Origin of the sequence: Brevibacterium sp. NPDC056726, from assembly GCF_042790515.1 — a bacterium.
GTDB classification, from domain to species: domain Bacteria; phylum Actinomycetota; class Actinomycetes; order Actinomycetales; family Brevibacteriaceae; genus Brevibacterium; species Brevibacterium sanguinis.
In genome coordinates, this window is sequence record NZ_JBHTYZ010000006.1 from 321,158 (window position 1) to 346,129 (window position 24,972).

Annotated in this window: 21 protein-coding genes; 3 read left to right on the forward strand and 18 right to left on the reverse strand. The window is 63.0% G+C overall.

Annotation, left to right across the window (positions count from 1 at the left end):
- Window positions 1–6: 6 nt before the first annotated feature.
- The gene (locus ACFQ91_RS14505) at window positions 7–3,129 is read left to right on the forward strand and encodes a DEAD/DEAH box helicase (RefSeq protein WP_198500286.1); all 3,123 of its coding nucleotides are present in this window, start codon (window positions 7–9) and stop codon (window positions 3,127–3,129) included.
- A 27-nt stretch (window positions 3,130–3,156) separates the two neighbouring features.
- On the opposite strand, the gene ACFQ91_RS14510 is transcribed toward ACFQ91_RS14505, so the two are convergent.
- Genes ACFQ91_RS14510 through ACFQ91_RS14520 form a run of 3 tightly spaced genes read right to left on the reverse strand, consistent with a single transcriptional unit; the run spans window position 3,157 to window position 5,058 of the window.
- A complete protein-coding gene (locus ACFQ91_RS14510; RefSeq protein ID WP_198500285.1) occupies window positions 3,157–3,552 on the reverse strand; it encodes an antitoxin in 396 nt (131 codons plus the stop codon).
- Window positions 3,549–4,019, reverse strand: a complete 471-nt coding sequence (locus tag ACFQ91_RS14515; protein WP_198500284.1) for a helix-turn-helix domain-containing protein — start codon at window positions 4,017–4,019, stop codon at window positions 3,549–3,551. Before ACFQ91_RS14515 ends, ACFQ91_RS14510 begins: the two co-directional genes overlap by 4 nt.
- Window positions 4,020–4,074: 55 nt before the next feature.
- A complete protein-coding gene (locus ACFQ91_RS14520) occupies window positions 4,075–5,058 on the reverse strand; it encodes a cation diffusion facilitator family transporter (RefSeq protein WP_198500283.1) in 984 nt (327 codons plus the stop codon).
- Between the two features lie 224 nt (window positions 5,059–5,282).
- Between ACFQ91_RS14520 and ACFQ91_RS14525 the strand changes: the two genes are divergently transcribed.
- The gene (locus tag ACFQ91_RS14525) at window positions 5,283–6,320 is read left to right on the forward strand and encodes a DUF2891 family protein (RefSeq protein ID WP_198500282.1); all 1,038 of its coding nucleotides are present in this window, start codon (window positions 5,283–5,285) and stop codon (window positions 6,318–6,320) included.
- Window positions 6,321–6,353: 33 nt separating this feature from the next.
- On the opposite strand, the gene ACFQ91_RS14530 is transcribed toward ACFQ91_RS14525, so the two are convergent.
- The 9 genes from ACFQ91_RS14530 to ACFQ91_RS14570 form a co-directional block, all read right to left on the reverse strand.
- Window positions 6,354–8,924, reverse strand: coding sequence for a DNA cytosine methyltransferase (locus tag ACFQ91_RS14530; protein ID WP_198500281.1), 2,571 nt, complete (start codon window positions 8,922–8,924; stop codon window positions 6,354–6,356).
- A gap of 310 nt (window positions 8,925–9,234) precedes the next feature.
- Entirely contained in the window at window positions 9,235–9,510 is a 276-nt protein-coding gene (locus ACFQ91_RS14535) for a hypothetical protein (RefSeq protein WP_376870161.1), read from the reverse strand.
- 498 nt (window positions 9,511–10,008) lie between these two features.
- Window positions 10,009–10,176 (reverse strand): hypothetical protein, encoded by a 168-nt coding sequence (locus ACFQ91_RS14540; RefSeq protein WP_198500280.1) that lies wholly within the window; start codon window positions 10,174–10,176, stop codon window positions 10,009–10,011.
- Between the two features lie 102 nt (window positions 10,177–10,278).
- The gene (locus tag ACFQ91_RS14545) at window positions 10,279–10,815 is read right to left on the reverse strand and encodes a hypothetical protein (RefSeq protein WP_198500279.1); all 537 of its coding nucleotides are present in this window, start codon (window positions 10,813–10,815) and stop codon (window positions 10,279–10,281) included.
- A gap of 598 nt (window positions 10,816–11,413) precedes the next feature.
- Window positions 11,414–12,592, reverse strand: a complete 1,179-nt coding sequence (locus ACFQ91_RS14550; protein ID WP_198500278.1) for a hypothetical protein — start codon at window positions 12,590–12,592, stop codon at window positions 11,414–11,416.
- 441 nt (window positions 12,593–13,033) lie between these two features.
- Complete coding sequence (locus ACFQ91_RS14555; RefSeq protein ID WP_198500277.1) at window positions 13,034–14,350, reverse strand: Nramp family divalent metal transporter; 1,317 nt, start codon at window positions 14,348–14,350, stop codon at window positions 13,034–13,036.
- 155 nt (window positions 14,351–14,505) lie between these two features.
- Complete coding sequence (locus ACFQ91_RS14560; RefSeq protein WP_198500276.1) at window positions 14,506–15,039, reverse strand: carboxymuconolactone decarboxylase family protein; 534 nt, start codon at window positions 15,037–15,039, stop codon at window positions 14,506–14,508.
- A gap of 10 nt (window positions 15,040–15,049) precedes the next feature.
- Window positions 15,050–15,424, reverse strand: coding sequence for a GNAT family N-acetyltransferase (locus tag ACFQ91_RS14565; protein ID WP_198500275.1), 375 nt, complete (start codon window positions 15,422–15,424; stop codon window positions 15,050–15,052).
- 97 nt (window positions 15,425–15,521) lie between these two features.
- Entirely contained in the window at window positions 15,522–16,598 is a 1,077-nt protein-coding gene (locus ACFQ91_RS14570; protein WP_198500274.1) for a pirin family protein, read from the reverse strand.
- A 211-nt stretch (window positions 16,599–16,809) separates the two neighbouring features.
- Between ACFQ91_RS14570 and ACFQ91_RS14575 the strand changes: the two genes are divergently transcribed.
- Window positions 16,810–18,051 (forward strand): glutaminase, encoded by a 1,242-nt coding sequence (locus tag ACFQ91_RS14575; protein WP_198500273.1) that lies wholly within the window; start codon window positions 16,810–16,812, stop codon window positions 18,049–18,051.
- A gap of 103 nt (window positions 18,052–18,154) precedes the next feature.
- Here the strand turns inward: ACFQ91_RS14575 and ACFQ91_RS14580 are convergent, their stop codons facing one another.
- From ACFQ91_RS14580 to ACFQ91_RS14605, 6 genes are all read right to left on the reverse strand, one after another.
- Window positions 18,155–18,637, reverse strand: coding sequence for a MarR family winged helix-turn-helix transcriptional regulator (locus ACFQ91_RS14580; RefSeq protein ID WP_198500272.1), 483 nt, complete (start codon window positions 18,635–18,637; stop codon window positions 18,155–18,157).
- 600 nt (window positions 18,638–19,237) lie between these two features.
- Window positions 19,238–20,758 carry a PepSY domain-containing protein gene (locus tag ACFQ91_RS14585; protein WP_198500271.1) on the reverse strand — a complete coding sequence of 507 codons (1,521 nt, stop codon included), beginning with the start codon at window positions 20,756–20,758 and terminating at the stop codon, window positions 19,238–19,240.
- A 167-nt stretch (window positions 20,759–20,925) separates the two neighbouring features.
- Entirely contained in the window at window positions 20,926–21,582 is a 657-nt protein-coding gene (locus ACFQ91_RS14590) for a hypothetical protein (RefSeq protein WP_232623804.1), read from the reverse strand.
- Between the two features lie 124 nt (window positions 21,583–21,706).
- Window positions 21,707–22,696, reverse strand: a complete 990-nt coding sequence (locus ACFQ91_RS14595) for a biotin-dependent carboxyltransferase family protein (RefSeq protein WP_198500270.1) — start codon at window positions 22,694–22,696, stop codon at window positions 21,707–21,709.
- On the reverse strand, window positions 22,693–23,601 hold the full coding sequence (locus tag ACFQ91_RS14600) for an allophanate hydrolase subunit 1 (RefSeq protein ID WP_198500269.1): 909 nt from the start codon (window positions 23,599–23,601) through the stop codon (window positions 22,693–22,695). Before ACFQ91_RS14600 ends, ACFQ91_RS14595 begins: the two co-directional genes overlap by 4 nt.
- Window positions 23,598–24,950: an acetyl/propionyl/methylcrotonyl-CoA carboxylase subunit alpha gene (locus tag ACFQ91_RS14605; protein ID WP_198500268.1), complete on the reverse strand. Its 1,353-nt coding sequence runs from the start codon at window positions 24,948–24,950 to the stop codon at window positions 23,598–23,600. Before ACFQ91_RS14605 ends, ACFQ91_RS14600 begins: the two co-directional genes overlap by 4 nt.
- Window positions 24,951–24,972: the final 22 nt, after the last annotated feature.

Here is a 24,972-nt window from a genome sequence, read left to right on the forward strand (position 1 = left end):
GGGCTCGTGCCTACCGATCGTCCGACCTCGCCGCAGCCTCGGCGGTCTGAGAGCGTCCACACCGATTGGCGCACGACGTTCGCCTCCTTCGCCGAGGTGACGCCGCAGGACCACACGCCCGTGGCTCTGGGATTCGAGCTCATCGAGGTCGTGCCCCGCACGTGGTACGAACCGCAGCGCTCGGTGCTGCTGACGAGGAATGCCGTGAGTCCGCGAGCGAACCCGACGCTGGCGATCCGTCCGCTCGTCCTCAGCGAGTCCGGGAACTGGGTGAAGAAGTCGCTGACGTGGCGCACGATCGACCGGATGACGACGCAGTTCGGGGTCGACCCGCGCCACCAGGAGTGGTTCTCCCAGCTCGCGGGCCTGCGCACCCGCGACAAGACCGACTTCACGCCCGACGGTGCGCCGTACCACCTCGGCGATTTCCACACCCCGCTGATCTGGGACATCTTCACCCACGGGGCCGAGCTCGGGATCGCGTTCGTCGGCGTCAACCAGGGCATGGACGTCCGCATCGGGCGGAGTGCGGGCGCCCTCATCGACGTCGCCCGGGTGCCCGGTCGTCTCCGCGTCCAACCGCAGGTGACGATCGATGAGCGCGAATTCGCCACGGGGTTGGCCAAGCCGATCTGGACGCACGGATTCTTCGGCGTCGACACCCGCACCGGCTTCACCGTCACCCTCGCGCCTGCGGCGGCGCCGACGACCGCCTCGGCGCTGCCGGTCTTCTCCTCCCCCGGCCCGATCACGATTCCCGCCGCCGAGGCCGAGGAGTTCTTCGCGGAGTACTACCCGCTGCTGCGCACCTCCGCGCAGGTCGTGAGCTCCGATGATTCCGTGACGTTTCCGCACTTCAGGGACCCCCGTCTCGTTCTCTTCCTCACCTTCGGGACCGCGGACCGACTGAGCGTGCGCTGGTACTGGGAGTACTCGGGGCCGCGTCGCAGGCTCCCGGTCCGGCCGGTCGACCGCCGCGGCGACAACCGCCACGGCGACAACCGCCTCGGCGAGGAGCGTCGGGACCACGAGCACGAAGCCGCGGTCCTTGCCGAGGTGAGCACCCACCTCGCCCGATTCGCGCTGACCGACCCTGGGGCCGAGTTCCCCACCACCCCGACCGACGTCGACCTCGACGACGCCGACACCGCGGATTTCGTCGCGAACATCCTCCCCGGCCTCGAGGAGATCGACCACGTCACGGTCATCACCCGCGGCAGGCGGCAGCCGTACCGTGAGCTCGGCGGCGATCCGAACGTGAAGATCACCTCGGTCGAGTCGGAGAAGAACGACTGGTTCGACCTCGGCTTCCAGATCACCGTGGGCGGCAAGCCGATCCCCTTCGCCACGCTCTTCACCGCGCTCGCCAAGGGGGCGAAGAAGATCAAGGTCGTCGACGACACCTTCCTCACCCTCGACCGGCCCGTCTTCGACCGGATCAAGGCCCTCCTCGCCGAGGCGGAGCTCATCCCCGAATGGGAACCGGGCGCCCCGAAGATCAGTCGCCTCCACGTCGGTCTGTGGTCGGAGTTCGAGGACCTCGCCGACGAGGCCGAACCCGCCGTGACCTGGCGGGAGTCCGCGCAGGCCCTGACCGAACTCGACCGGCTTCCCGCCACACCGGTGCCGCACCTGAACGGGGTCACCCTCCGGCCGTACCAGGTGCAGGGGTTCCGCTGGCTCGCGCTGCTGCACCGGTGCCGCCTCGGCGGGATCCTCGCCGACGACATGGGGCTCGGCAAGACCCTGCAGACGCTCGCGCTCATCGCCCATGCGCGCCGCGAGGCCACCGGCACCGAGCCGCCGTTCCTCGTCGTCGCCCCCACCTCGGTGGTCCCGGTCTGGGCTCAGGAGGCCGGGATGCGCACCCCTGACCTCGATGTGCGCGTCGTCCGGGAGTCGACGAAGAAGCGGGGCACGTCCGTCGCCGAGGTGGCCGCCGGTGCCGATGTCATCGTCGTCTCGTACGCGATCCTCCGCCTCGATGAGGACGAGATCGCCGGCCTGGAGTGGGCGGGCCTCGTCCTCGATGAGGCGCAGTTCGTCAAGAACGCGTCCTCGCAGGTCCACCAGGCGGCGAAGGCGGTGCGGGCGCCGTTCCGCCTCGCGCTCACGGGCACGCCCTTGGAGAATTCGCTGCGCGACGTCTGGTCGCTGCTCGCGATCACCGCACCCGGTCTCTTCCCCTCGCCGCACCGGTTCGAGGAGGAGTACGTGCGGCCGATCGAAGGCGGGGAGAATCCGGGACGGATGCAGCGTCTGCAGCGACGGATCCGGCCGTTCATGATGCGCCGGACGAAGGACCTCGTCGCCGCCGATCTGCCGGAGAAGCAGGAGCAGGTCATCACCGTCGAGCTCTCGGCCGCGCACCGGAAGCTCTACGATCGGATCCTGCAGAAGGAGCGGAAGAAGATCCTCGGCTTCATCGAATCCGACTACGACCGGCAGCGGTTCATCGTCTTCCGGTCACTGACCCTGCTGCGGATGCTCGCGCTCGATCCGCGCATCGTCGATGCCGAGCACGCCGCAGTGCCCTCGAGCAAACTCACGGCGCTCCTCGACCACCTCGACGAGGTCATTGCCGAAGGGCATCGGTCGATCGTGTTCAGTCAGTTCACGTCGTTCCTCGATCATGTCGCCGAGGAGCTCGATCGTCGCGGTGTCCCCTCCGTCATGCTCGACGGGTCGACCCGCAATCGCGCCGAGGTCGTCGAATCGTTCCGGGCGGGGGCGGCGCCGGTGTTCCTCATCAGTCTCAAGGCCGGCGGGTTCGGTCTCACCCTCACCGAGGCGGACTACGTCTTCCTCATGGATCCGTGGTGGAATCCGGCAGCGGAGAATCAGGCGATCGACCGTGCGCATCGGATCGGACAGACGAAGCACGTCATCGTCTACCGCTATGTCACCGAGGGCACGATCGAGGAGAAGGTGCTCGGGCTCCAGCGGAAGAAGGCGGAGCTCTTCGACTCGCTGATGAGTGAGGGCGACGAGGTGGCGCCCGGGCCGGCGTCGGGGTCGGGGGCGTCGGGTGGGCCGGCGGCGTTGCTAGGCGGGCCGTCGAGCAGCCACGGTCAGGCGTTCAGCCGGGAGATCACCGCAGACGACATCCGGGATCTCTTCGACGGGTGAGGGTCAGCTGGAGGCATCGTTCGAACTTCAGTGCTTGAGCAGACGGCCGATGATCTCCGGAACACGAACTGTCACAGCGTTCCAGAAGACCTCGTTGTTCACTGCCGTATACCCGGCGTGGGCGGCAATGTTCCGGGTCGCCCTGATCGCGGTCACCTCCATCGGGGTCAACTCGTCAAGCCACGGAGCGAATTCTGCACGTTCAGTCAACGAGGCCAGACGAATGATCACCATACTCGCGACATCGTAGGACGGCGCGCCAGCGACGAAGTCATCGCGCGGGGTCGAGGCGACGGCCTGTGCGCGTTGGAGAATTCGAGCCAGCTCCTCCCGAATGTTCTCGCGGTCGAAGTTCGGGCTGTTCCGTCGACTGCGGCGCCGCCCGGCCGAGTAATCGTCCCTGGACGAGTCGGAGCCGGTCATACCGGAACCGCCTCACGCAGCACGTCCCAGCCCGGTGGCACCGGCCCGTTGTCGACGACGACATCGACGGGGAAGCCGGTGATCTGGCGGACCCGCTCACCGAAATACGCCAGATCGAACAGGTCCACCCCATCGTCGGCGGAGACGACGAGGTCGATATCGCTGTCATAGCCGTCTTCGTTGCGTGCCACCGACCCGAACACCCTGACATTGCGCAGACCGAGCTCCGATGCGATGTCCCGCACCTGACTGACGACTCGTTCGAGGGCGAGCGCCGGTCGAAAGTCGGCTGCCTGCAGGATCCGTTCCAGCATCTCCGAAGAGATCTTCCGACTGCCCGATTCGATCTGGGCAATCGTCGGCTGACGCATACCGGCGCGCTCGGCGAGCTCGGTCTGCGTCAACCCAGCATCGAGCCGAGCGGTCCGGACGAGATCGCGTGCATCGTCGGAGTCAAACCGTCCCATGAATCAAATATAGCTACATGCTATTTGGCAATTCCAGCCGTTCTGGGAGATGTGCTCAGTCAACCGTCAGCGGCACGAGCGGCTTCTCCCCGGGAGCCGACGGAGTGAGGACGACCTCCTGGACCATGGGATTCTCCTCAAGGTGACGTTCGACGGTGCGCAGGCGCACCGCGAGCTGGCTCTCCTTCGCATCGCCGACGAGGTCGACGGCGGCGACGACGTAGACCTTGCCCGAGCCGACGAATTCGACGTGGAGGTAGGTGACCTCGACGATGTCCTTGTCCTCGAGGAGGGCGCGGAGGATCATGTCGCGGATGCGCGGGGTGACGTTCTCGCCGACGAGGTAGCGGCGGTTGCGGTCGATGAGGACGATCGCGACGATGCCGAGGAGGATGCCGACGAGGATCGAACCGATCGCGTCGAACGCGGCGATGCCGGTGATCTGGTGAAGGAACATGGCGAGGAACGCGATGACGAGTCCGATGAGGGCCGCAGCATCCTCGGCGAAGACCGCCCGCAGCGTCGGGTTCGAGCCCTTGAGCACATAGCGCAGGACCGGCTGCCGCAGCTCCGCCGCCCTGCCTCTGGCCTGGCGCACCGACTGCAGGAAGGAGAATCCTTCGAGGACGAACGAGATCGCGAGCACGATGTACCCGACGAGGTAGTTGCTGTCATTGGATTCGTGGGAGAACAGCGACTGGAACCCGTGCCAGATCGAGACGGCGGAGCCGACCGTGAAGATGCCGAACGCCGCGAACATCGACCACACGTAGGCCTCGCGCCCGAAGCCGAGGGGATGCTTGGCGTCGGCGGGGCGGGAGGATTTGCGTTCGGCGATGAGGAGGAACACTTCGTTGCCGGCATCGGCCCAGGAGTGGGCCGCCTCGGCGACGAGGGCTGCCGACCCGGTCATGCCGGCGGCGATCGTCTTCGCGATCGCGACGGCGAGGTTCGCCGCGAAGGCGATGATGACGGTGAGCCAGCTGCCGCCGGCGGCCTTGTGGGCCTCCGTATCGACGCCGCCCCTGCTCGCGGTCATGCCCGAACCTCGAAATGGGACGCGGCCTGGACTGCAGGGCTCCCTGCGGTCGAACTGGTCATGGCAGCGTCCTCTCGATGGGCGGTCGAACCGTTGGGGACCAGCTTACGTCCGACCGCCTCGGCGGAGGGGCTGTTTCACGTCAACGACGCTTGCCGGTCTGGTCGGATCATCCGACTTCACTCGACTACTGTTGGATTACCCCAGCCGAAGAGGACTCACGCATGACTGCACCCGCCGATTTCGTTCACCCGTTCGCGCAGGTCGCGCTGACGAACATCACGCAGGACTACCCCTACGCGGCGCATCACGTGGCGAACAGCCTCGCCGACATCGTGCCAGCGAGTGAGAAGCACCCGACGTTTGCGAACTCGTTCGACTGGCACTCGAGCGTTCACATGCACTATCTGCTCGTCAAGCTCCTCGACACCGAGGCGGCGCAGGACGCACCGTGGCGCGACGAGGCGATCGAGCTGCTGCAGCTGCACCTCAGTGCCGTGAAGCTCACTGCGGAGGCCGCATTCCTGCGTGACCATCCGGGGTGGGAACGGCCGTACGGATGGGCGTGGGCGGTCGAACTCGTCGAGGCGCTGCGGACCAGCTCGGATCCGCAGCTGGGGGACTTGACTGAGGGCGCGCAAATTCTCGCGGACACGGTGTTCGATCTCGTGGTCGCGTGGCTGCCGAAGGTTCCGGAGCCTGTTCGGCACGGGGTGCATTCCAACACTGCGTTCGGTCTGCGTCGGATCCTCCTCGGCGCTCGCGCACAGGGACGCCGGGACGTCGTCGATGTCATCGCGGGTGCGGCGCGACGCTTCTATGCCGAGGACGAGGCATGGAACTTCCGTCAGGAGCGCAGCGGTCAGGACTTCCTCTCGGCAGGACTGTGCGAGGCCGACCTGATGTCGGGGATCCTCACCGAGGATGAGCTCGCCGTGTGGCTCCCGGCGTTCCTCTCGGAGCTGTCTCCCGAGTCGCCTGCGCTCTCACCGGTCGAGGTGCTCGACCCCACCGACGGCCAGCAGAGCCACCTCTATGGCTTGGGGTTGTCGGTCGCGGCATCGATCATGCGCCTCGCCCCACAGCTCGAGCAGATCGCCCAACGCCACGACAGGGCCGACCTCGACTCCTTGGCCAAAGGCATGCTGACCCGTGTCGATGCGCTCATGGCACCGGGGCTTGAGGCTGCCGTGTCCGATGAGTACATGTCGTCGCACTGGGTGGCGACGTTCGCGTGGGAGGCCAACATGGAGCACCGGTAAACTACGCACCAGTAAAGGTCGCCGCACCACGCATTAGCCAGCCGCAGGCGAAAGGCCGCTTGCATCATTACGCTCAACAGAATGTCGCGACGAATTTGACAATAACGCAACATCGGGAATCTTAAAAATATCTTTCGAGCTTGGAGTGAAATTCGAATATTCCAAAACTCGCCGGTATCCAGGCCGAGGGATTCCCCAATAATGCACTGAGACTGAATCTATATTTAATGAACGTGTCGAAAAGTTTCTCGCAATTCTATAAAAGTAGAAAAAATCAGGTGAAGAGTAATATTCGACATCGGGGTTTGCACCGTCATCAATGGGGATAAGCACGGCAGCGGAGCCATCGACATACGCGCCAGCTGGCAGCTTGGCAGCACGTGGGTAATATGAAAGATTCGGCGCTACAATCAAGTTAGAGCGATGAGAAATTCCCACGAAGCCGGGTGGGACGTCCCGCAGAGAACAATACAATGGACCGTCTTCATCGAACGTCACGGAGCCAGGTCGAATATTGCGAGCTCTCACGATCGGGACATCACCGTCTTCAGACAATCTACTTTTAGTCAGCCTACGGTCCCTGTATGATTTAAATTCGCCGAAATTTAGCTGGCTAGCGACCGAGTCAAAGAAATCATTTCTAAATATCAGCCATGACGGATACCGTGAATCAGTGATATAGCTCTGCTTTTTCACTTCTCGAGTCCTCATTGGGATTGAGGTAATAACAGTATCTAAATCTAGCCCGTCACGAGACTTAGGGGAAATTGAGATACCGATCGTTTCAATATTGATATCCAGAAATGCTGATTCGCCATAGTCCTGAATCTCCCGAATGTGCCATTCTGACGATATTGCATTACGCAGCTGAAAGAACTCCGGACCATTCAGTAGCGTCTTTGGTACAACAAACGCGACGCGGTCTCCGATCTGCATCGCTTTATGCAGAAAACGCGCGTACCGATCTCGAAGTCCAAGCGACGATCTACCAGCACCTGGCCCGAGAGGCTGCGCCCCGAACGGAGGATTTCCTACGACGTAGTCGTAGTCCGAGCCGTCAAACTCTGAAAGAAAATCAGAGTTAATATAATTTATTTGGAACGAGTCGGGCACGTCTAGTGTTGAAACTAGTTCTTTAGCCTGCTCTAATGCTAGCGGGTTAATGTCCACAAGATCCAACTGGACCTTGTACAATTTAAAGTGCTTTATAAGTTCAGGCAAGAACGCGCCTGCACCAACCGACGGCTCGAGAATACGTACTTGCTTCACCCGGCCAGGTTTTTCTAACGAACGAATCAGGCTGAATACAGTATCCTGTCTCGTATAGAATCCAGCTAACATTTTCTTGTCTGAGTTCAAACTCTCGGCGGTTGATATAAAATCAGCTATGCGTAATCCAAGCCGCGTGCGCCTACTCTTGTTCGGCCGCCCCTTAACGCTAGCGTATCCAATCAATGAGTAGATGCGCTCTGCCATTGCTTGGAAGACAGGAGTGGGAACTCCCTCTCCAAGACACTGACGTATGTTTAGTTCATTCTCCCGCAAATGTTGTCTTTTAGCTTCTATCGGCAGTTCATTAAGCATCGCCAATGAATAGGGCGTCCATTTGAAAGTATCTGGAACTCCCATCATCAGCGAAAGTTCTCTAATGCTGAATACCCGGTCATCTTCCGGATGAATAGTCGATTGACTTGCCAGGATATCGTTTCTCGTGTGAACGCATGGTGCAACTTTATCCCATACGTTTCTTCGGTACTTGTCACCATTCGAAGATTTATTTGGAATCACGCGCCCGTCCACATATCTATGTGGTCGTTTGAGTTCGTCAGTATTTTCGAAAGCGTTTTGGCCTTCTTTTAGTTCAGTGATCCAAGGGCGCATTCGTGAATCGAAGCTGCGGTACCCGTGATAAATATCGTCATCCGATATTTGCCCCATCCTATTTAAGCGAGGGAGATCATAAATTAGTTGACGAAGCGTTGGAGGTGTTGTCTTCTCTGGAAATACGTCGCTCGGTGTTACGTCATGTATGTCTCTTCGGATTCCAATGGTAAGAGATCGCGTGCGGCTCGATGGTGAACCATAATCTTTTAAGTTAACGGTCTGAGATTCAATATTATACTTTCCGCCAAGATTTTCCGATATTGCATTACCGATCGGCTTTACAGTGCCATCCACATCCAAACATGGAGTCTTGAGGAAAGCTCGGACGTTTTCTATAACGAAGAAAAGTGGCTCGATACTATTTATCAATTTTAACGATTCTACCACCAGTGAGTTTCTTGGCAGTTCGTTCTTCTTTTTATGGTTCGCTACCGACATACCTTGACATGGCGGCGTCGCTATGACTGCGGCTATTTCGCTTCGTTTTGCTTTCTTCCAATCCTCAACTTTGTCCAACACTCGTCGTTGCGTGTGGGTGTCGCCAAGGTCTCCCAGGATGTATCCCTCCGGATCATCGCAGACCTCGTTTGAACGCTGTATTTCAAGGCGTCGCGGCAACAGCTCAGCGGTTGCTACGCACTGAAAACCGGCTTCTTTGAATCCAAAGCAGCCGAGTCCAGCGCTACTGAACAGAGAAACATAAGCGGGGTAGGTAGTCATCGGTCCCAATGTATCGCAAGCCATGGACATGAAGCCTCTGTGAAGGAGATTTTGTACGGAGTGTCACGAATTTTGCTTCGGGGCCTTCGTTCTTCACACACGGGGGACCGACTTCGATCCCAGCCGAACATAGGGAGAACGGGCACGGCTTCGGTGCGAAGACTCTGTCATATGCACTCAAGGCCCGGGTGGGCTTCTAGGTGCCTCGCGGCTCAGGCACCGGTCTGAGCAGGCGGGCCGAGTAGTGAGCGCGTAGACGCTTCGCGACCTGAACTTGTGTCTGGTCGATGCTGACTTGCTGGTAATGCAATCACCGCTCGTGATCGGCGATCAGTAATTCTACGCAGACCACAGTTTTTCTCGCCGGGGTCGCGGTAACGGCGACCAATCGTCCGCTATGGTCAGAGTCCCCGGAGCCGTCGTTGGAAGTCACGAGCACACGGTGGTCCCAGGACAAGCGAACTCGGGCCCGCAGCCTGTTGTCGCGATCTGCGGTGGCAGATGCGTCATCGCGGCAGGCTCTTCGGGAAGCTTCTCCACTGGACGGGCACCCATCGTGCCGATGTCCGCTCTGGTCCTGATCCACTAAGCAAATTGAGCAGCTATATCATGCAGTTACGTGAACTTCAGACCAGGCTGCAACGAGGCCTCGAGGTAGCCAGCGTTGCGCTCCGGGAGCTCCGGGTCTTTCGCCGACGCGATGGCCATTCGAGTAGACAGAGGAATGGCGAACGCGACCACCAGGTCAAACCTGAGCTCTACAATTTTAGTGTTCCGAGAACCGACCAGGCATCAACGCAGCCGCGATCTCTCACGACCCAGCGACCTCGGGATTAAACGTGATGTCCTGACCACCCACACGCCCCGTGAACTCCCACAGCGGACGCAACGCGGTAAATCATATTCTTCAACGACACCCCCGTCGCGTCCTGCATGAATCGCGCGACTGTCAACGCCGTGTACACCATCGTCAAATGAGCTTCGATCGCCTCTCTCGGGCGGTGGAAGCTCCGCCTGGCTCGCAGATCTGTCTTCGACATTCGAAATGACTGCTCCACACGCCACAGGTCGTGATAGCGGCCGATCACCTCGGATCCCGGAATGATACTGGCGGGATGTTCGTCACGTACCCCTTGTAAACGGACAGCATCATCGCACGTGTGCACGCGCTCTCGTCGAATTCTTTGCCCTCGTCGGTGACCTTGACGAACCTCGCTTTTTTCGCCAGTTTTCCACCTTCGATGATCGCCAACGCCCAATTGCGCTGCACGTTCAGCGTCTGGGAATCCCGCGTCGCCCGTTTGCGTCGGTACTACCACACCACTCGCCACGCATCGGGAAATGCCTCCGCCGTCTAGATCGGTTCGCTCTGTTTCTTCACCCGCTCCGGATCCAGCCGCTTCACCCCTTTCGGGGTAATCGTGTCGATGATCTGCCCGGGCTCGCCATACTCGCCGCTCCACCAGAAGTAGGTGGCCAGATCATGCGGTGCTTTCGTCTGCCCAGACCCGACGATGAACCGCAACGCGGCGGCATCGAATTCTTTCAGATTCTGGGCCGAGAGCATCCCAGCATCAACAGCGATTACCGTGGCGGTCTTGGAATGCCTTAACCACCGGGAAATCCTGTGAGTCTCGGCCTTGGATTCTTCGTAGCAGCCGATCTCCAGGGGGAATACGGTGCGGTCAACTAGCGAGCCGACGACGGTCTGCGGGTCGACACGGCGTTCTTTCGAGTACCCGACTTTCCGCAGGTCGTCTTCTTTCTTTGCCTCAAAATACAGAGTCGTGACGTCATAAGGGAGCAGGCTGATACCGGACGCGGCGACGCTGTACTCGAAGCACTTGGCAGCGATTTTCGCCCGGTAGTCGCGATCGTTGGCTCGAGTCAAGCAGTTGAGGAACGTGTTGTGATGCGGTGCGTCGATTCCCAGCTCGGCAACGACCCGAAAGCTATCGGCCTTCGATGTCGGTTCGACCAGACGAGTCAGGACGAGGTGAAAAAACCCTGGTCGTAAATAGCCTCACTGACGCCAAGTCGTGTCCAGGACTCGGTGTTCGCGTCGATGAGCACCGCGGCTCGAGGTCCGACGACGGTTCTGGCTTGTAGCGGTGTCGTCTCGTCGCTGGGTAGTCCCAGTTCAGGCTCGAGTTCTTCGGCGGCCCCATAGTCGGCAAGTTTCTCTTCACCGGGGCCACCAGTGCCGACAGCTCTACCGGGGTACAGGGGGAACCGAAGTGTTCGTTCGAGGACGGTGACTTCCCGCGGATCTTCCGCACGAACTGGACAGCATTGGCCCCGGATCCAATGGCGAATTTCCCCAGGCGAGGCGACATACCCCTAAAGTAGGCAGCACGTTAGTTCCCCACAAACTGCACGCACACCTCCCTGACCAGCGTAAACGCGACTGCAATCCCAGATTCAACATCTAAATGTAGAAGTCGGGTCGAAGAAAGAACGAAGATATCGCCGGAACTCAATTATCGACCCTACGCGTTGTCCTCAATTGCTCTACGTATAAGTACTGCACTTGCCTCCAAGGAACCGTCAGCCAATCCGTATCCCATTTCGACGACTTTCGCGAATCGCTCAATCGAATAAAAATTGTCGCCCCTAACAATACTTTCTTCAATAGAATCCAACTTTGCAAACAAAAGCTGTCGCTGATAAGTAACGTCTACCTTCCCAGTATTATTGAGGGGATGCGCTTTAACATTATGCTCATCCGGAGTTAAAAGGATAAGATTCTCTAAAACACTTGCCAACAACGGGAACTGGCTTGCCGGGAATATGTGATGAACCTGTGTGGCCGGCATGAGACCAGAAATTTCAGACCGGTCCTGGTGCCTCGCGCGTACCAGTTTTTTGGCATCGGTGACCCTGCTACTTCTTCGCTCGGCAAGACTGCTATATCGTTCGGCCTTTTTTTGTTGACGACTAGTTTCGGCTGACCTCAAGAGTTTCCGATCACGCGCGTTCACTCGAGAATAACGAAGATCCATTACCGAGATATTTGCTTTTGACACTTTACCCGCAATCGACCCATTCATATTCCATTCGATTGCCAGCGGATTCAAGATCTTGGGAAGAATCCTCCGTGCTTCTGTATCGGTATCCGCCCCCTTTAGACCAGCCCCCATATGGTTCCGCGCGAAAGATATAAATCTACTCTTGAGTGTGGCGTAGGCATCTGCATCTTGCCTGGAATCACGAAACTCCTCGAACATCCACAGCGCATTTGTCTGTTTAAAAACTTCGGTAACGTATTTTATGATGAAATTTAGAGATTGGCGCTCATCGTTAGCCAGCTTTCGCAACGCATTAATATTCGACACCCTATAATAGTTTGTGCTATTTCGCTTGGTCTCCTCAAGAATTCCGGCATGGCTAAGCAATTTCAGTGAGTGCATAAAGAGCTTGTTGTTTTCGCCCGGAGTCACAGATGCCGGGGGTTTTTTCAACTCGACGGCCAGCGCTCGTTCTACCTCCGGGCGACGCTGAAATTCCGGATGCGAAAATTCATCACCTTCATCAAACAGTTCGACAATCAGTGCTGATGTTAAGGAGAGAAGATCGGGGGTTGACTTCTGGTCAATAAATCGCGTATTTGGATTCTTTCTTAAATCTAAGACACGATCTTTAAAAACGTCCTCAATTACAGAGTCCATTAAATACCCTTTCCACTAAAGTGCTCCTTTACTCAGGTAGCCCACTGCTGTCATCTTGTTGCATATATTACATTTAGATTTAGGTTTTTCAAGTCCACCGAGTCACCGCACCTCATCACGCCTGCCGTCCGGCCCGAGCATAAATAGAACGCTTATTCGATAATGTGGCAATCGCGGCACAGTACCACTTCGTGCGCACAGCAACGCTGACAAATCACTATGACTGCGCTGACTGCCGAGTAACTATCTTGTATACCTTATATTCGCAGTATGCTTTCAGTATCGAGGCGCTTTCCACTTTCGGTGCTCGAACACTGGGCTTATTCACGATTCACGCCGGAACTCCCAGTAAAAAATACAGTTTGAGTACACCACCTCGGCGGATGACGGGACGGTGCCCCGCCTCGGCGCGGTCAGCCTGCGAACCGACCACGCACCGCCCTACCCCACGAGCCCGGACACCGACTCGATGACCTGGAGGACGGCGAGGAACCCGAAGAGGCCGAGGCACACGGCCAGCAGCACGTTCGACCACCAGCTGTTGCGCAGGGAGACCGGCACCGACGAGCGGTTGAGGATGACGAGGAGGGCTAGCGCGAGCACGGGGAGGATGAACGCGCTGATCGCGGCGTAGACGAGGACGAGGGTGACGGGCCTGCCGAGGCCCATGATGACGAGCGTCGCGACGCTGAGGTAGACGAGGACGACGCGGAACTCGATCGACGTCGCCGACATCTCGAACCGCGCCTCGTCCTGGTGCGGGTAGCGGCGGAGCACGCGGATGCAGTCGGCGGTGACGTAGGCGATGCCGGAGAACCCGCCGAGCACGCTCGTGTAGACGACGGCGAGGAAGCTGAGCAGGAAGATCAGCCGCCCGACGTCGCCGATCGAGGCGATGAGACTGTCGGCGATGGCGAAGAGGGCGTCGTTGTCGGCGATCGTGAAGCCCTGACCGTAGAGGATGAACGCTCCCACCGCGCTCATCGCGACGGCGAAGACGAACACGAGACCGTAGCTGATGAGCAGGTCGAGGCGGACGACGGGCTTCCAGTCGGCGCTGCGCCACGACTTCTCCCGGATCCAGAACGAGTACGCGAGGATCCCCGTCGCCCCGCCGACCCCGCCGATGAGCGACATCACCGTGATGATCGAGGTCTGCGGGAAGACCGGCACGATCGTCTCCGCAGCGATCTCCTGGGCACCCTGACCTTGGAAGACGGAGAACGCGAGGGCGATGATCCCGAAGAACATGATGATCCCGAAGCCCATCATCGCCTTCTCGACGATGCCGTAGCGGCCGATCCCGACGAGGATCGCCGCGGAGAGGAGGACGACGATCGCCGTCGGCCAGAACGGCAGGACGGGGAAGATCGCCTGGAGGATGTTCGCGCTCACGGCGACGACGCCGGCGCCGAAGAAGAGTCCGACGAGGAGTTCGGCGATGAGGAAAAGCGCGGGGAACAGTCGTCCCCCGAACCGGGTGAGGTGGGAGAGCAACGACCGGTCACCGCTCATCTGCAACCGCGACACCGCCTCGGAGAGGACGAACTTCAGAGCGATCCCGACCGTGAAGACCCAGATGAGCGCGAGACCGTACTGGGCCCCCGAGTTCATCGTCGTGATCATGTCCGAGGCCCCGACGCTCGCGAGCGCGAGCACGATCCCCGGTCCGATGAGCCGCAGGCGTGCGGTGAGGTTCACCGGCGCCGAGGCGGTCGCGGGCTCGGTGGTCGACGGCGGTGTCGGTTCAGCTGGCATTGTCTCGTGACTTTCCTCAGGTCGGCGCAGATCAGTCGCAGCTCGGTCGGCAGTGCGCCGAGGTGCGACCATCAGTGTGCCCGGAGGCGACCGCCGGTGCCCCGACGGTCTCACTGGCTGGGCGCGTCAGCCGTTCGCGTATAGCCCTGCGCAAGTCAGTCGTCTGCGGCCTTCGTCCCGCCGGAGCTCGGCGGCGCTCCGCCCCCGGCGGCGAGCATCGCCGCGAGCTGCTTGCCCCCGACGGTGGGATGGTTGCTCGCGATCGAGATGCGGTTGAACGCGTTGATGAGCGTGACGACCCATTCGATCGCTGAGATCTGCTCCGTGCTCAGGTGCTGCCCCACCTCGGCGGCGACCGCTTCATGGTCGACCGGGACGGACAGATCCGTCAGCGATTCCGCGAGGAGGAGGGCCGACCGCTCGACATCGCTGAAGATCTCCGCATGCCGCCACGCGGAGAGGATGTCGAGTTTGAGCTGGTCGACCCCGGCCTTCCGCGCAGCGGGCACGTGGATGCTCAGGCACGTGTGGCACCTGTTCATCTGCGACACGCGGGAGTTGACGAGCTCGATGAGAGCGACGTCGAGACCCGCGGCCACCGCCGCCTTCCGGGTCGCCTGCGCGGCGGCGACGGCGGCCTTGTAGATCTCGGGATTGGCCTTGTCGATGAAGGGTCTGTTCGCGTGCATTCCGCTGCGCTCAGGCCTCTTGCTTGACCTGATCGAAGTCCGCGCCCGTGGGGTTGCGGATCTTGCCGCCCTCGGCGATGTACTCATCGCCGGACTCCTGCAGCTTCTTGACGAAGAGCGGGCAGATCGCGACGACGGTCTCGCCCTTCTCCCGGGCGTCCTTGAGCGCCTCGTTGACGAGGATCTTCGAGATTCCGCGGCCGCCGAACTTCGAATCGACGGTCGTGTGATAGAAGATCCGCTCGTTGGGGTCCTTCGCTCCCACGAGGTAGTGCGCCCGACCGGCGACCTCCCCGTCAGCGACCTTGATGTCGTAGGCGAGACCCGCCTCGTCGAGTTCGACGGTGACGTCCTCTCCGGTGGAGTCCTTGAGTGCATCGTTCATCGTTCTTCTCCTTGTGTCGGTGGTGCGGGGTGAGTGGTCTGGGCCGGGGTGCGGAGTTGGTGGTCAGGGGATCGGGACGGGGTGGGCGCTCAGCCGCTCAGAACTGTGTCTCCTCATACGTCTCGTCCTCCCCGCCTTGAACCTGAGGCGGCGGGTTCTTCCGGGCCGGGATCGGGGTCTCGGGCAGGTCGGGGGCAGGCAGCCTGCCGAGGCCCTCGGCATTGCGACCGGGCCCGCCGCGACCGACGTATCCCTCGACGATGCCGAAGCGGTCCGAATGGTCCTGCCACTCCTGCCGGTATTCGACGATCTCCTCATGGCTGCGGCCGACGAAGTTCCACCACATGACGATCTCCTCGGTGAACGGCTCTCCGCCGAGGAGGAGGAGGCGGGCCGGTGTCTCGCCGCGGTTGGCGATGCGCAGCTCATTCAGCCCGACCCCTGTGTAGCCGATCGCGGCGACCGGAAGGGCGACGTTCTCGAGCGCGACGTCGCCGTCGTCGACGAGGAGGCCGTGCTCGAAATCGGGGTTGACGGGCAGATCGATGCTCGCCCCGGGGTTCAGCCGGATCTCCGCGCCGAGGAGTGGCGAATGGGTCGTCACCGGCGACGACTCGCCCCACAGCTCACCGAGGAAGACGAGGAGCTCCCCGCCGTCGACGGCTCTGACCTGCGGGGCGTAGTGCTCGAATGCCCGTTCCCGCTGGTGCCGTGAGGAGTCGGGCAGTGCCAGCCACAGCTGGACGCCGTGGAGGGTCGTCGTCTCCTCCGTCGAGACCTCGGAGTGGCAGATGCCACGACCGGCGGTCATGAGGTTGACTTCGCCGGGCAGCACGAGGCCGGCGTTGCCGCCGGAGTCGATGTGCTGGATGGCGCCCTCGAAGAGCCAGCTCACGGTCTGCAGACCGGTGTGCGGGTGCGGGGCGACGTCCATCCCGCCGGAGCGGGAGACGTCCTCGGGACCGTAATGGTCGACGAAGCACCACGGGCCGATGAGGGAGCGCTGCCGCTGCGGCAGTGTGCGGCGGACGGTCATCGCCCGCGGTCCGCCGAGCGGAACGTCGCGGGCAGTGATGATCTCGACAGGAGCCCGGCCCTGCTGATCGCACTGCGGACCCGGCAAGCCGCCTGACCGGCAGACCACCTGGTCCGGGCGGGTCTCGACGTTGCTCATGGACACCTCCACTCCTGCCTGTTCCGACAGATCCTCCCCCGCCGAGGCGGTCGACCCGACCGAGGTTGCCTCTATGGTGCCACCAGGGGTCACATCGGTCCCACCTCGGTGCGGGAAGGGCGTCGAAGTCGTTGCGATCTCAACAATCCCACACATGTAAGGTTGCGTCCAGAGGCGGCCCGCCGGGCCGAAATCGCAGAGAGGCAGACCCATGCGCACTCCCATTCCCGACTACCTCAACGAGATCCTCGACGACCTGCGCGACGACGACCGCGGCGCCGTCGCCGACTACATCCCCGGACTCGCCTCGGCCGATCCCGACCGACTGGCCGTCGCCCTGACGACGGTCGAGGGGCGCACGTACGCCGCCGGCGACAGCGACGTCGAGTTCACCATCCAGTCGATGTCGAAGCCCTTCGCCTACGCGGCGGCGCTGACCGACCGCGGCACGACCTTCGTCGACGGCCGCATCGACATCGAACCCTCGGGTGAGGCGTTCAACGAGCTCTCCCTGGAGACGGGCACCTACCGGCCGAAGAACGCGATGATCAACGCCGGCGCGATCACCGCCCACAGCCTCCTCGTCGGCGAGGGAGCGAGCCGGGACCAGCGGGTCGAGCGGGCCCTCGCGTTCTTCTCGACTCTGGCCGGCCGGCAGCTGCGCATCGACGAGACGATCTACGAATCGGAGCTCGAGACCGCCGATCGGAACCTCTCGATCGCGCACATGCTCCACAACTACGGAATCATCGAGGACGACGCCCACGAGGCGGTCGAGGGCTACACGGCGCAGTGCTCGATCCTCGTCACGGTCTCCGACATCGCGACGATGGCCGCGACCCTGGCCACCGGAGGAGTCCAACCGGTCACCGGCGAACGGGTGATCTCGAAGCCCGTGGCCCGGCAGACGCTGTCGGCGATGGCGGCGGCCGGCATGTACGACGCGGCGGGCTCGTGGTTCAGCGATGTCGGGATCCCGGCGAAGAGCGGAGTCGCCGGCGGCCTCCTCGGCGCGCTGCCCGGTCAGGTCGGACTCGGCGCGTTCTCCCCGCGGCTCGACGAGCACGGCAACAGTGTGCGCGGCGTCGAGCTCTTCAGCCGGATGTCCAAGGACATGGGCTTCCATCTCATGGAGGTCGAGACGACGGGGTCGCGGGCGCTGCGCGACATCCGCACGGACGGGGACACGACGACCGTCGACCTCCAGGGCACCGTGAACTTCAGCGGCGCCGAGGCGGTCCTCCACGAACTCGACGGCACCGCCCCGCCGTCGGGCACCGTGGTCGTCGACGTCAGCCGGGTCGACGCGTTCACCGACGTGGGTCGCCGCATGGTGCTCGAGGCGATGCGCCGGCTCGCGCTTGACGGGCTCGAGGTCGGACTCTTCGACCCCGAGTCGAAGCTGCCCGACCCGGACATGGGCGACGGCAACCGCCCGTTCGACGCCTCCTGAATAGCTGGGGACGCCTCCTGAGGCGCCGGACTTCTCGCGATGCCTCAGCGCGGCGCGGCTGCGATGCCTCAGCTTGGCGCGGGGGCGGCGCCGAGGCGCTCGCTCACTCCGGAGCAGTCGCCTGCGGCTTGAGCGGTTTGAGTTTGCTGACGAGCGCGAAGAGCTGATCGGCTTCGGCGTCGGTGAGCCCGGAGAACCCGTCGAGGATGATCTCAGCGTTCGTCTGCGCCGCCTCGTCGCGGAGAGCGAAGCCCTTCTCAGTGAGTTCGACGAGCACCCCGCGCTGGTCCTCGGGATCGGGAATCTGCGCGACGAAGCCACGGGCTTCGAGGCGGCGGAGCAGCCGGCTGAGCGCACTGCGACTGAGCACCATGAGCTGGAGCAGATCGCGCTGGCGGATCTGCTCGTCCGGTGGAGTGTTGATGAGCGCGTCGAACTCGTTGACGGTGAGGTCATGACGGTCGCGGAACTCAGCGGCGAAACGCACCATGAAGTCCTGATGCTTCTCCAGCATGAGGCGCCAGGCGGCGATCTGGATCGGAGCGATCTTCTTGAGGATCGTGCTCACTGGGGTCGTCTCAGTCATGCTCCACCCCCGACCCGGCGGCTCGGTTCCGGGTCGAGGATCTGTGTCGTGCGCGGACGACGTCCGTGGGCAGGGAGGTGGAGGACACCGGCTGCGAGGCGCGGTGCTGCGACTTTCGAGCGGCATGGGAGGAAGAGAACATAACAACTCCTGCAGACATTCGGGCACGGCACTGTGATGACGAATCGGCAATCCCACTTGCAGATAACCAGCAATCCCGCTTGTGGGGTGAGGATGATGGCGGAGATGAACTCTTCTCAACATTTGTTGCCTCAGCAACATTTTCATTGTTCAATGGAACTGTTCGGCATTCCGACGGGCGTAGTTCCCCGAAGAATTCCGGCAGCCCCACGAGCGAACCCGATGCATCCCCGCACCTTCCCCGCTTTGGGCTGACGTGCGGCGTCCAAACGGGCGCCGCACGTCAGAGTTCTCTCCCAGCATATCCACAGATTCTGCCCTGTCCAGGGAAATGCGTCTGCGCGTGCGCCTCTCACCACGGATTTCTCACAAGACGCCTTCGGTTTCCCCGCAAAGCACCGACCGCCTCGGCGAAGGATGATTCCCCCACCGAGGCGGTCGTCCGCTTCCGTACTCAGGTCAGCTCCGAGACGCGGGTGCCATCTCCTTCCCGGCGCCGGCCTGCGCCCGCGCCTTCCGTCGGGCGAGGAGTCCGAGGATGACGTCGAGGACGAGGAACGCGACGAGGCTGAGGCCGACCAGCGGCAGGAAGAGTCCGATGCCCACGGCGGCGAGGACGACGAGAGCCACACCCCACCACGGCGCCTGCTTGAGCGCTCCGCGGGCCGGCGCGATCCCGAAGCGGCGCGAGGTGTCGTGCTTGGGTCGGCGCTGCCACCACATCGTGTATCCCCACACGACCATCGAGGCGATGCCGAGGGCGAGGACGAAGAGGACGATCTGATTGGGCAGACCGAACAGCGTCCCCATGTGGAGGTCGATGGCCACGCTCGTGAGCATCGCCGCCACCCCGTAGTCGGAGAACTCGACGCGGTCGGTCTCGGCCATCGTCGCCATGTCGTAGGCGACGGACACCGTGCCGGTGTTGTCCGGGTAGTTGTGCTGGTAGCGCTCGACGAGCCACGCGGTGTCCGCATCGGCCGGCGGCACGATCTCGATGTACGACGTCGTGAAGCCGGCGTTCTCGGCCATCGACGAGATCATGTCGAAGTCCGCCGGGCTCGGGGTGCCGGCCGGGGCCGCCTCGGTGCCCCCGGATGCGGCACCATGGCCGGCATGAGCGCCACCGGCGTCTGCCTCGGTGCCGGTGTCCTCACTGAGCTCCGTCGACACCGACGGCGTCGTCCAGTTCAGCGCTTCGCGCAGCGCTCCGACGTTCCCGCCGCCGAGCTGCGACCACGTGATCCCGGTGGCGGAGAGGAAGAGCATCCCGACCGCGATCCACACACCCGTCGAGGCGTGCCACGACAGGGTGCGGCGCAGCCCCTTGTGCTTGCGGGAGGGCTTGAGCATCGAGCTGATCTTCTTCGCCTTCCGCGCCCGCACGATCCACAGGCACAGGCCCGCGGCGGCGATGATCCCCATCCACGAGGCGGCGAGTTCGCTGTAGTACCGCCCGACGTCGCCGAGGTGGAGGTCGGTGTGGAGGCGGGAGATCCACGTCCGCACCGGCAGGGTGCTCGACGCCGCGTACACGGGAAGGTCGCCCTTCACCTCGGCGGTCGTCGGGTCGACGAAGATCGTCCGGTAGTCGCTCGAGTCGAGCGTCGGGTCCTCGTACATGACCCGGGTCGTCATGCCCGGTTCCGGGGCGGGACGCACGGTGGCGATCGTCTGGCCCTCCCCGATGTAGGCGTTCGCGGATTCGACCTGGTCGGACAGCGGCAGCGCCGGTCCCTCCGTCGAAGCGGTGAGTTCGTCGGCGTAGACGACCCGCTCGATCTGCGGGCTGATCGCGTAGACGGCACCGCTGAGGGCGGCGATGAGGATGAAGGGGCCGACGAGGATGCCGGCGTAGAAGTGCAGGCGGCGCAGGAGCGAGGAGAACCACGGCTGCCGGCGGTCGGGAACGGGCCGCCGGGTGGGCGGCTGGGTGGCGGTGCCCGAGTTTTCGGGCAGGGGTGATGACAGTCCTGTCATGGTCAAGCTTTCTGTGTGGAATGGTCGGCGAAGGACGCATTCGAGCGCGCTTCGCCGGCTCGGCGGCGGTCCCGGGCGCACGCGCGGCAGCACCGTGGCACAGAGTCAGTCGTGGCACGGCGATGCCACGGCATCGGGCAGGGCGGCCGAGCCGTGGAGGTCAGTGATCAGAAAGCCGGAAGCGGGGGTCCGCGCCTGAGCACCGGTGAGCGCAGCACGCCCAGCGGTGGGGGCACGAAATCGCTGACCGGGACGGCCAGACGGGGGCGCTCGGGCAGCGCGCGAACGGCACCGAGGGCCGGCACGAGGGCGCGGACGACGAGGCGGACGAAGGCGAGCAGCCGCACCGGCAGGGTCTCGGCCCAGTAGATGAGGGCGATCGTCGCGATCGCCGCCACACAGTGCATGATCGTCATCGGCACGGAGAAGTGCGAATGCATCTGGCTCATCTGTCCCGCCGAGGCGGCCATCTGTCCCGCCATCGCCCCCGAGCCGTCCATGCCCGCATGGTCCATGGCCTGGCGTTCGACGGCGGTGGCGCCCATCGCCATCGGGTGCATCGGGGTGAAGACGGAGAAGAGACCGTGGAAGAGGCCCTGGCTGACGAAGACCGAGGGCACGAGTCGGGCCAGGGTCATCCGCCGCCCGGCGAGGAGCACGCAGACGAGCATCGAAAGCGCGAGCGGGGCGACGATGCCCATGAGCGTCGGCATCGACCCGCCGCCGAGGATGTGGGAGGTGAGCGCGAGGAAGGTAGCGGCAACCGCGGCGGCAGTGCCCCGCAGGGCGCGCTGGCGGCGCCTGTCCTTCTTCACGCCCACCATTGTCACACGAGCGGGCGGGCCGTTCTCACCCGACTGCCGGGGTGCGATGCCCGGGGTGCAAGGCGCATTGGGCTCCGCATGAGCATGGTGGCAGAAGCGTCGACTCTGTCATTTCCACAGCGCCTCATTCCCAGAGCGCCGCCACGGCATCCTTGTACTCTCTGCGCGCGGCAAGCGCCTCCTCCATCGTCACCTCGACGAACCGTGTCTTCGTGCCGGGAGTGGCCCGGGCGACGAGATCCATATCCGCGCTGATGACCGTGGCCACCATCGCATAGCCGCCGCCTGAGACGGCGTCACGGTGAAGGACGATCGGCTGCGTGCCGCCGGGGATCTGGATCGAGCCCACGGCGTAGCCGGCATCGACGATGTTCGACGGGTCGGAACCCGCGCCGAAGGGCTGCTCGCGCTCGACCCACTCCACTCCGGGGCCCTTGTAGCGCAGGCCGGCCCGGTCGGCGACGGGGGTCAGCTCCCATTCGCCCTCGACGAGGTTGCGCTTGCCCGTCTCCGTCAGCCGGAAATCGTAGAGGCCCATGAGGATGCGCACATCCTGCTGTTTGGCGAACGACGGTCTCGCCGCTTCATCGACGACGGTTCTGTTCGGAGCCTCACCGCTGCCTGCGCCGATCGGCAGCACATCTCCCGCTTCGAGTTTGCGGCCGTTGAATCCGCCCATCTGCCCCAGCGGATAGGTCGACCGTGAGCCGAGCACGACGGGCACATCGACACCACCGTGGACGGCGATGTAGAAGCGAGCCCCGGAGCGCAGCATGCCGAATTCGACGGTGCCCCCGGCGGGAACCTCCACCGTCTGCCATGTCGGTGCGGGTTCGCCGCTGACCGTCACATCGATGTCGCCGCCGGTCACCGCGATCGTGGCGGCCGAGTCGAAGCGCAGGTTCGCACCCATGTAGGTGCATTCGAGGACCGCTTCGTCCGGCGAGTTGCCCACGAGCATATTCGCCGCCTGCGATGAGTAGTTGTCGAGTGATCCCCCTTGCGGCAGTCCGACGTTGTAGTAGCCGAAGCGGCCCCGATCCTGAACTGTCGTCGACAGGCCGGGGGTGAGGACCTCGAAGGTCGCTCGGTCTGAGGGTGTCGTCGCGCTCACTTCAGTGCCTCCAGGAGTTCTGCGTTGTACGCCGGTCCTTCTGCCAATGCCCGTTCCAGGTCGAAGGTGACCGGAGCCTGCTTGAAGGCATAGGTGTTCGCGTCGACCTCCTTCTGGATCTCGTTGTACTCGGCCTCGTCGATGGGACGGAAGCGCACGATGTCTCCGGGCTTGAAGAAGATCATGAAATCGGCGAAGTCAGGGCCCTTCTGCTCGGGTTCGAAGATCGGCGCCGCGGCCACTCCGAACATCTGGTATCCGCCTGCGCCCCGCACGGAGTAGAGGGCGCAGAAGCACCCTCCGTGCCCGATCGTCAGTTTCGGAGTGTCGGTGCGCGGGGCCAAGTACTTCGGGACTTCGAGCTGATGGTCGCGGTCCACAAGCTGATACATGAACGGCAGCCCTGCCACGAAGCCGACCATCGTGACCAGCCACGGCGAGGAGTGGTGCGCCTGGATGAACTCGTCGGCGCCGGCGAAGCCGTTGACGGCGGCCGCATAGTCGAGATCGGTGCCGGACGGGTCCTGGTGGTAGCCCTCACGGAAACGCTCGACCACCTCGGCGGTGAAGGGGTCGGAGTACCAGACGGGGACTTCGACGATGCGCGTCTCCAGCGTCGTCGTGTCGGAATGGATGACCGACGCCTCGACTTCTCTGACGGCCGCCTCGAGCGTGCCCGGGGCGATGACGTCGGGGTCGAACCGGATGAGGAGTGAGGCGTTGGCGGGGCAGAGTTCGACGATCCCGGGCAGCTCTCCCCCGTCGATGCGTTCGGAGAGGGCCCGGGCGATGAGCATCGCCCGGAAGTTGGCCTGCAGGCTCATCTCCTCCGACACCTCGACGAAGAGGAATTCGTCGCCTCCGAACGTGTAGCGGGCTGGTCCGAGTTCAATGGTCGTGGTCATAGCTTCTCCAGAAGGATGTCGGCGGATTCCACAAAGGTCGAATAGTGGTCGACGGCGGCGAATTCCTCGCGGGCGATGAGCGCGCGCAGCAGGGGCACCGTGGTCTTCACCCCGTCGATCTCCGTGTCGTCGAGCGCGCGCTCCATCTTCGCAATGGCCTGGTCGCGGTCCGGCGCGTGAACGATGAGCTTGGCGAGCATCGAATCGTAGAAGGGGGCGACGACTCCGCCTTCGACGAAGCCGGAGTCGATCCGCACTCCCTCCCCGTCCGGCCATCGCAGTGCGGTGATCGTCCCCGGCGACGGCATGAAGTTGTGTGCGGGGTCTTCCGCGTTGATGCGCACCTCGATCGCGTGCCCGTCGAAGGCGACCTCGTCCTGCGTGACCGACAGTCCGCGGCCCTCGGCGATCCGCAGCTGTTCGGCGACGATGTCGATGCCCGTGACGAATTCGGTGACGGGGTGTTCGACCTGCAGACGGGTGTTCATCTCGATGAAGGCGGCGGTCTCGCGAGCCGGGTCGTAGAGGAACTCGACGGTTCCCGCCCCCTTGTAGCCTGACCGCCGCGCCAACTCGACGGACGATGAGCGGATGAGGTCACGAACGTGGTCGGGGAGACTCGGCGCCTCTGCCTCTTCGATGACCTTCTGCTGGCGTCGCTGCATCGAGCAGTCACGGTCACCCAGGTGGATGTACCGCTCCCCGTCTCCGAGGACCTGGACTTCGACGTGTCGGGCGCGGTCGACGAAGCGCTCCATGTACAGAGCGTCATCGCCGAATGCCGCGGCGGCCTCTGCCCGGGCGATGTCGATCGTTGCCGGCAGCTGCTCTGCCGACTCGACTCGACGAATGCCGCGGCCGCCTCCGCCTGCCGATGCCTTGACCACGAGCGGATACCCGATCTCCGCGGCGATCGCCGTGACGTCGGCGTCGGCGGCGAGCGCGCCATCGGATCCGGCGAGGGTGGGGACGCCGGCGTCGACGGCCGCTGCGCGCGCCGCGGCCTTGTTGCCCATCAGGCGAATCGACTCCGGATCTGGTCCGACCCAGATGATCCCGGCGTCGCTGACCATCTGGGCGAAGTCGGCGTTCTCGGAGAGGAAGCCGAAGCCGGGATGAAGTGCATCGGCACCGGAGTCGCGGGCGGCTTTGAGCACGGCTTCTCCGTTGAGATAGGAAGCGGTGGCCGGTGCGGGACCGACGAGTGCGGTGTCATCGGCCATCTGAGCGGCCAGGGAGTCCGTGTCCGCCTCGCTGACGGCCAGCGTCGTGCGTATTCCGAGTTGCTGGGCGGTGCGAATGATGCGCACCGCGATTTCGCCGCGGTTGGCGATGAATAGGTGGTCCATGAGAGGGTCTCCAGCTCTGGGT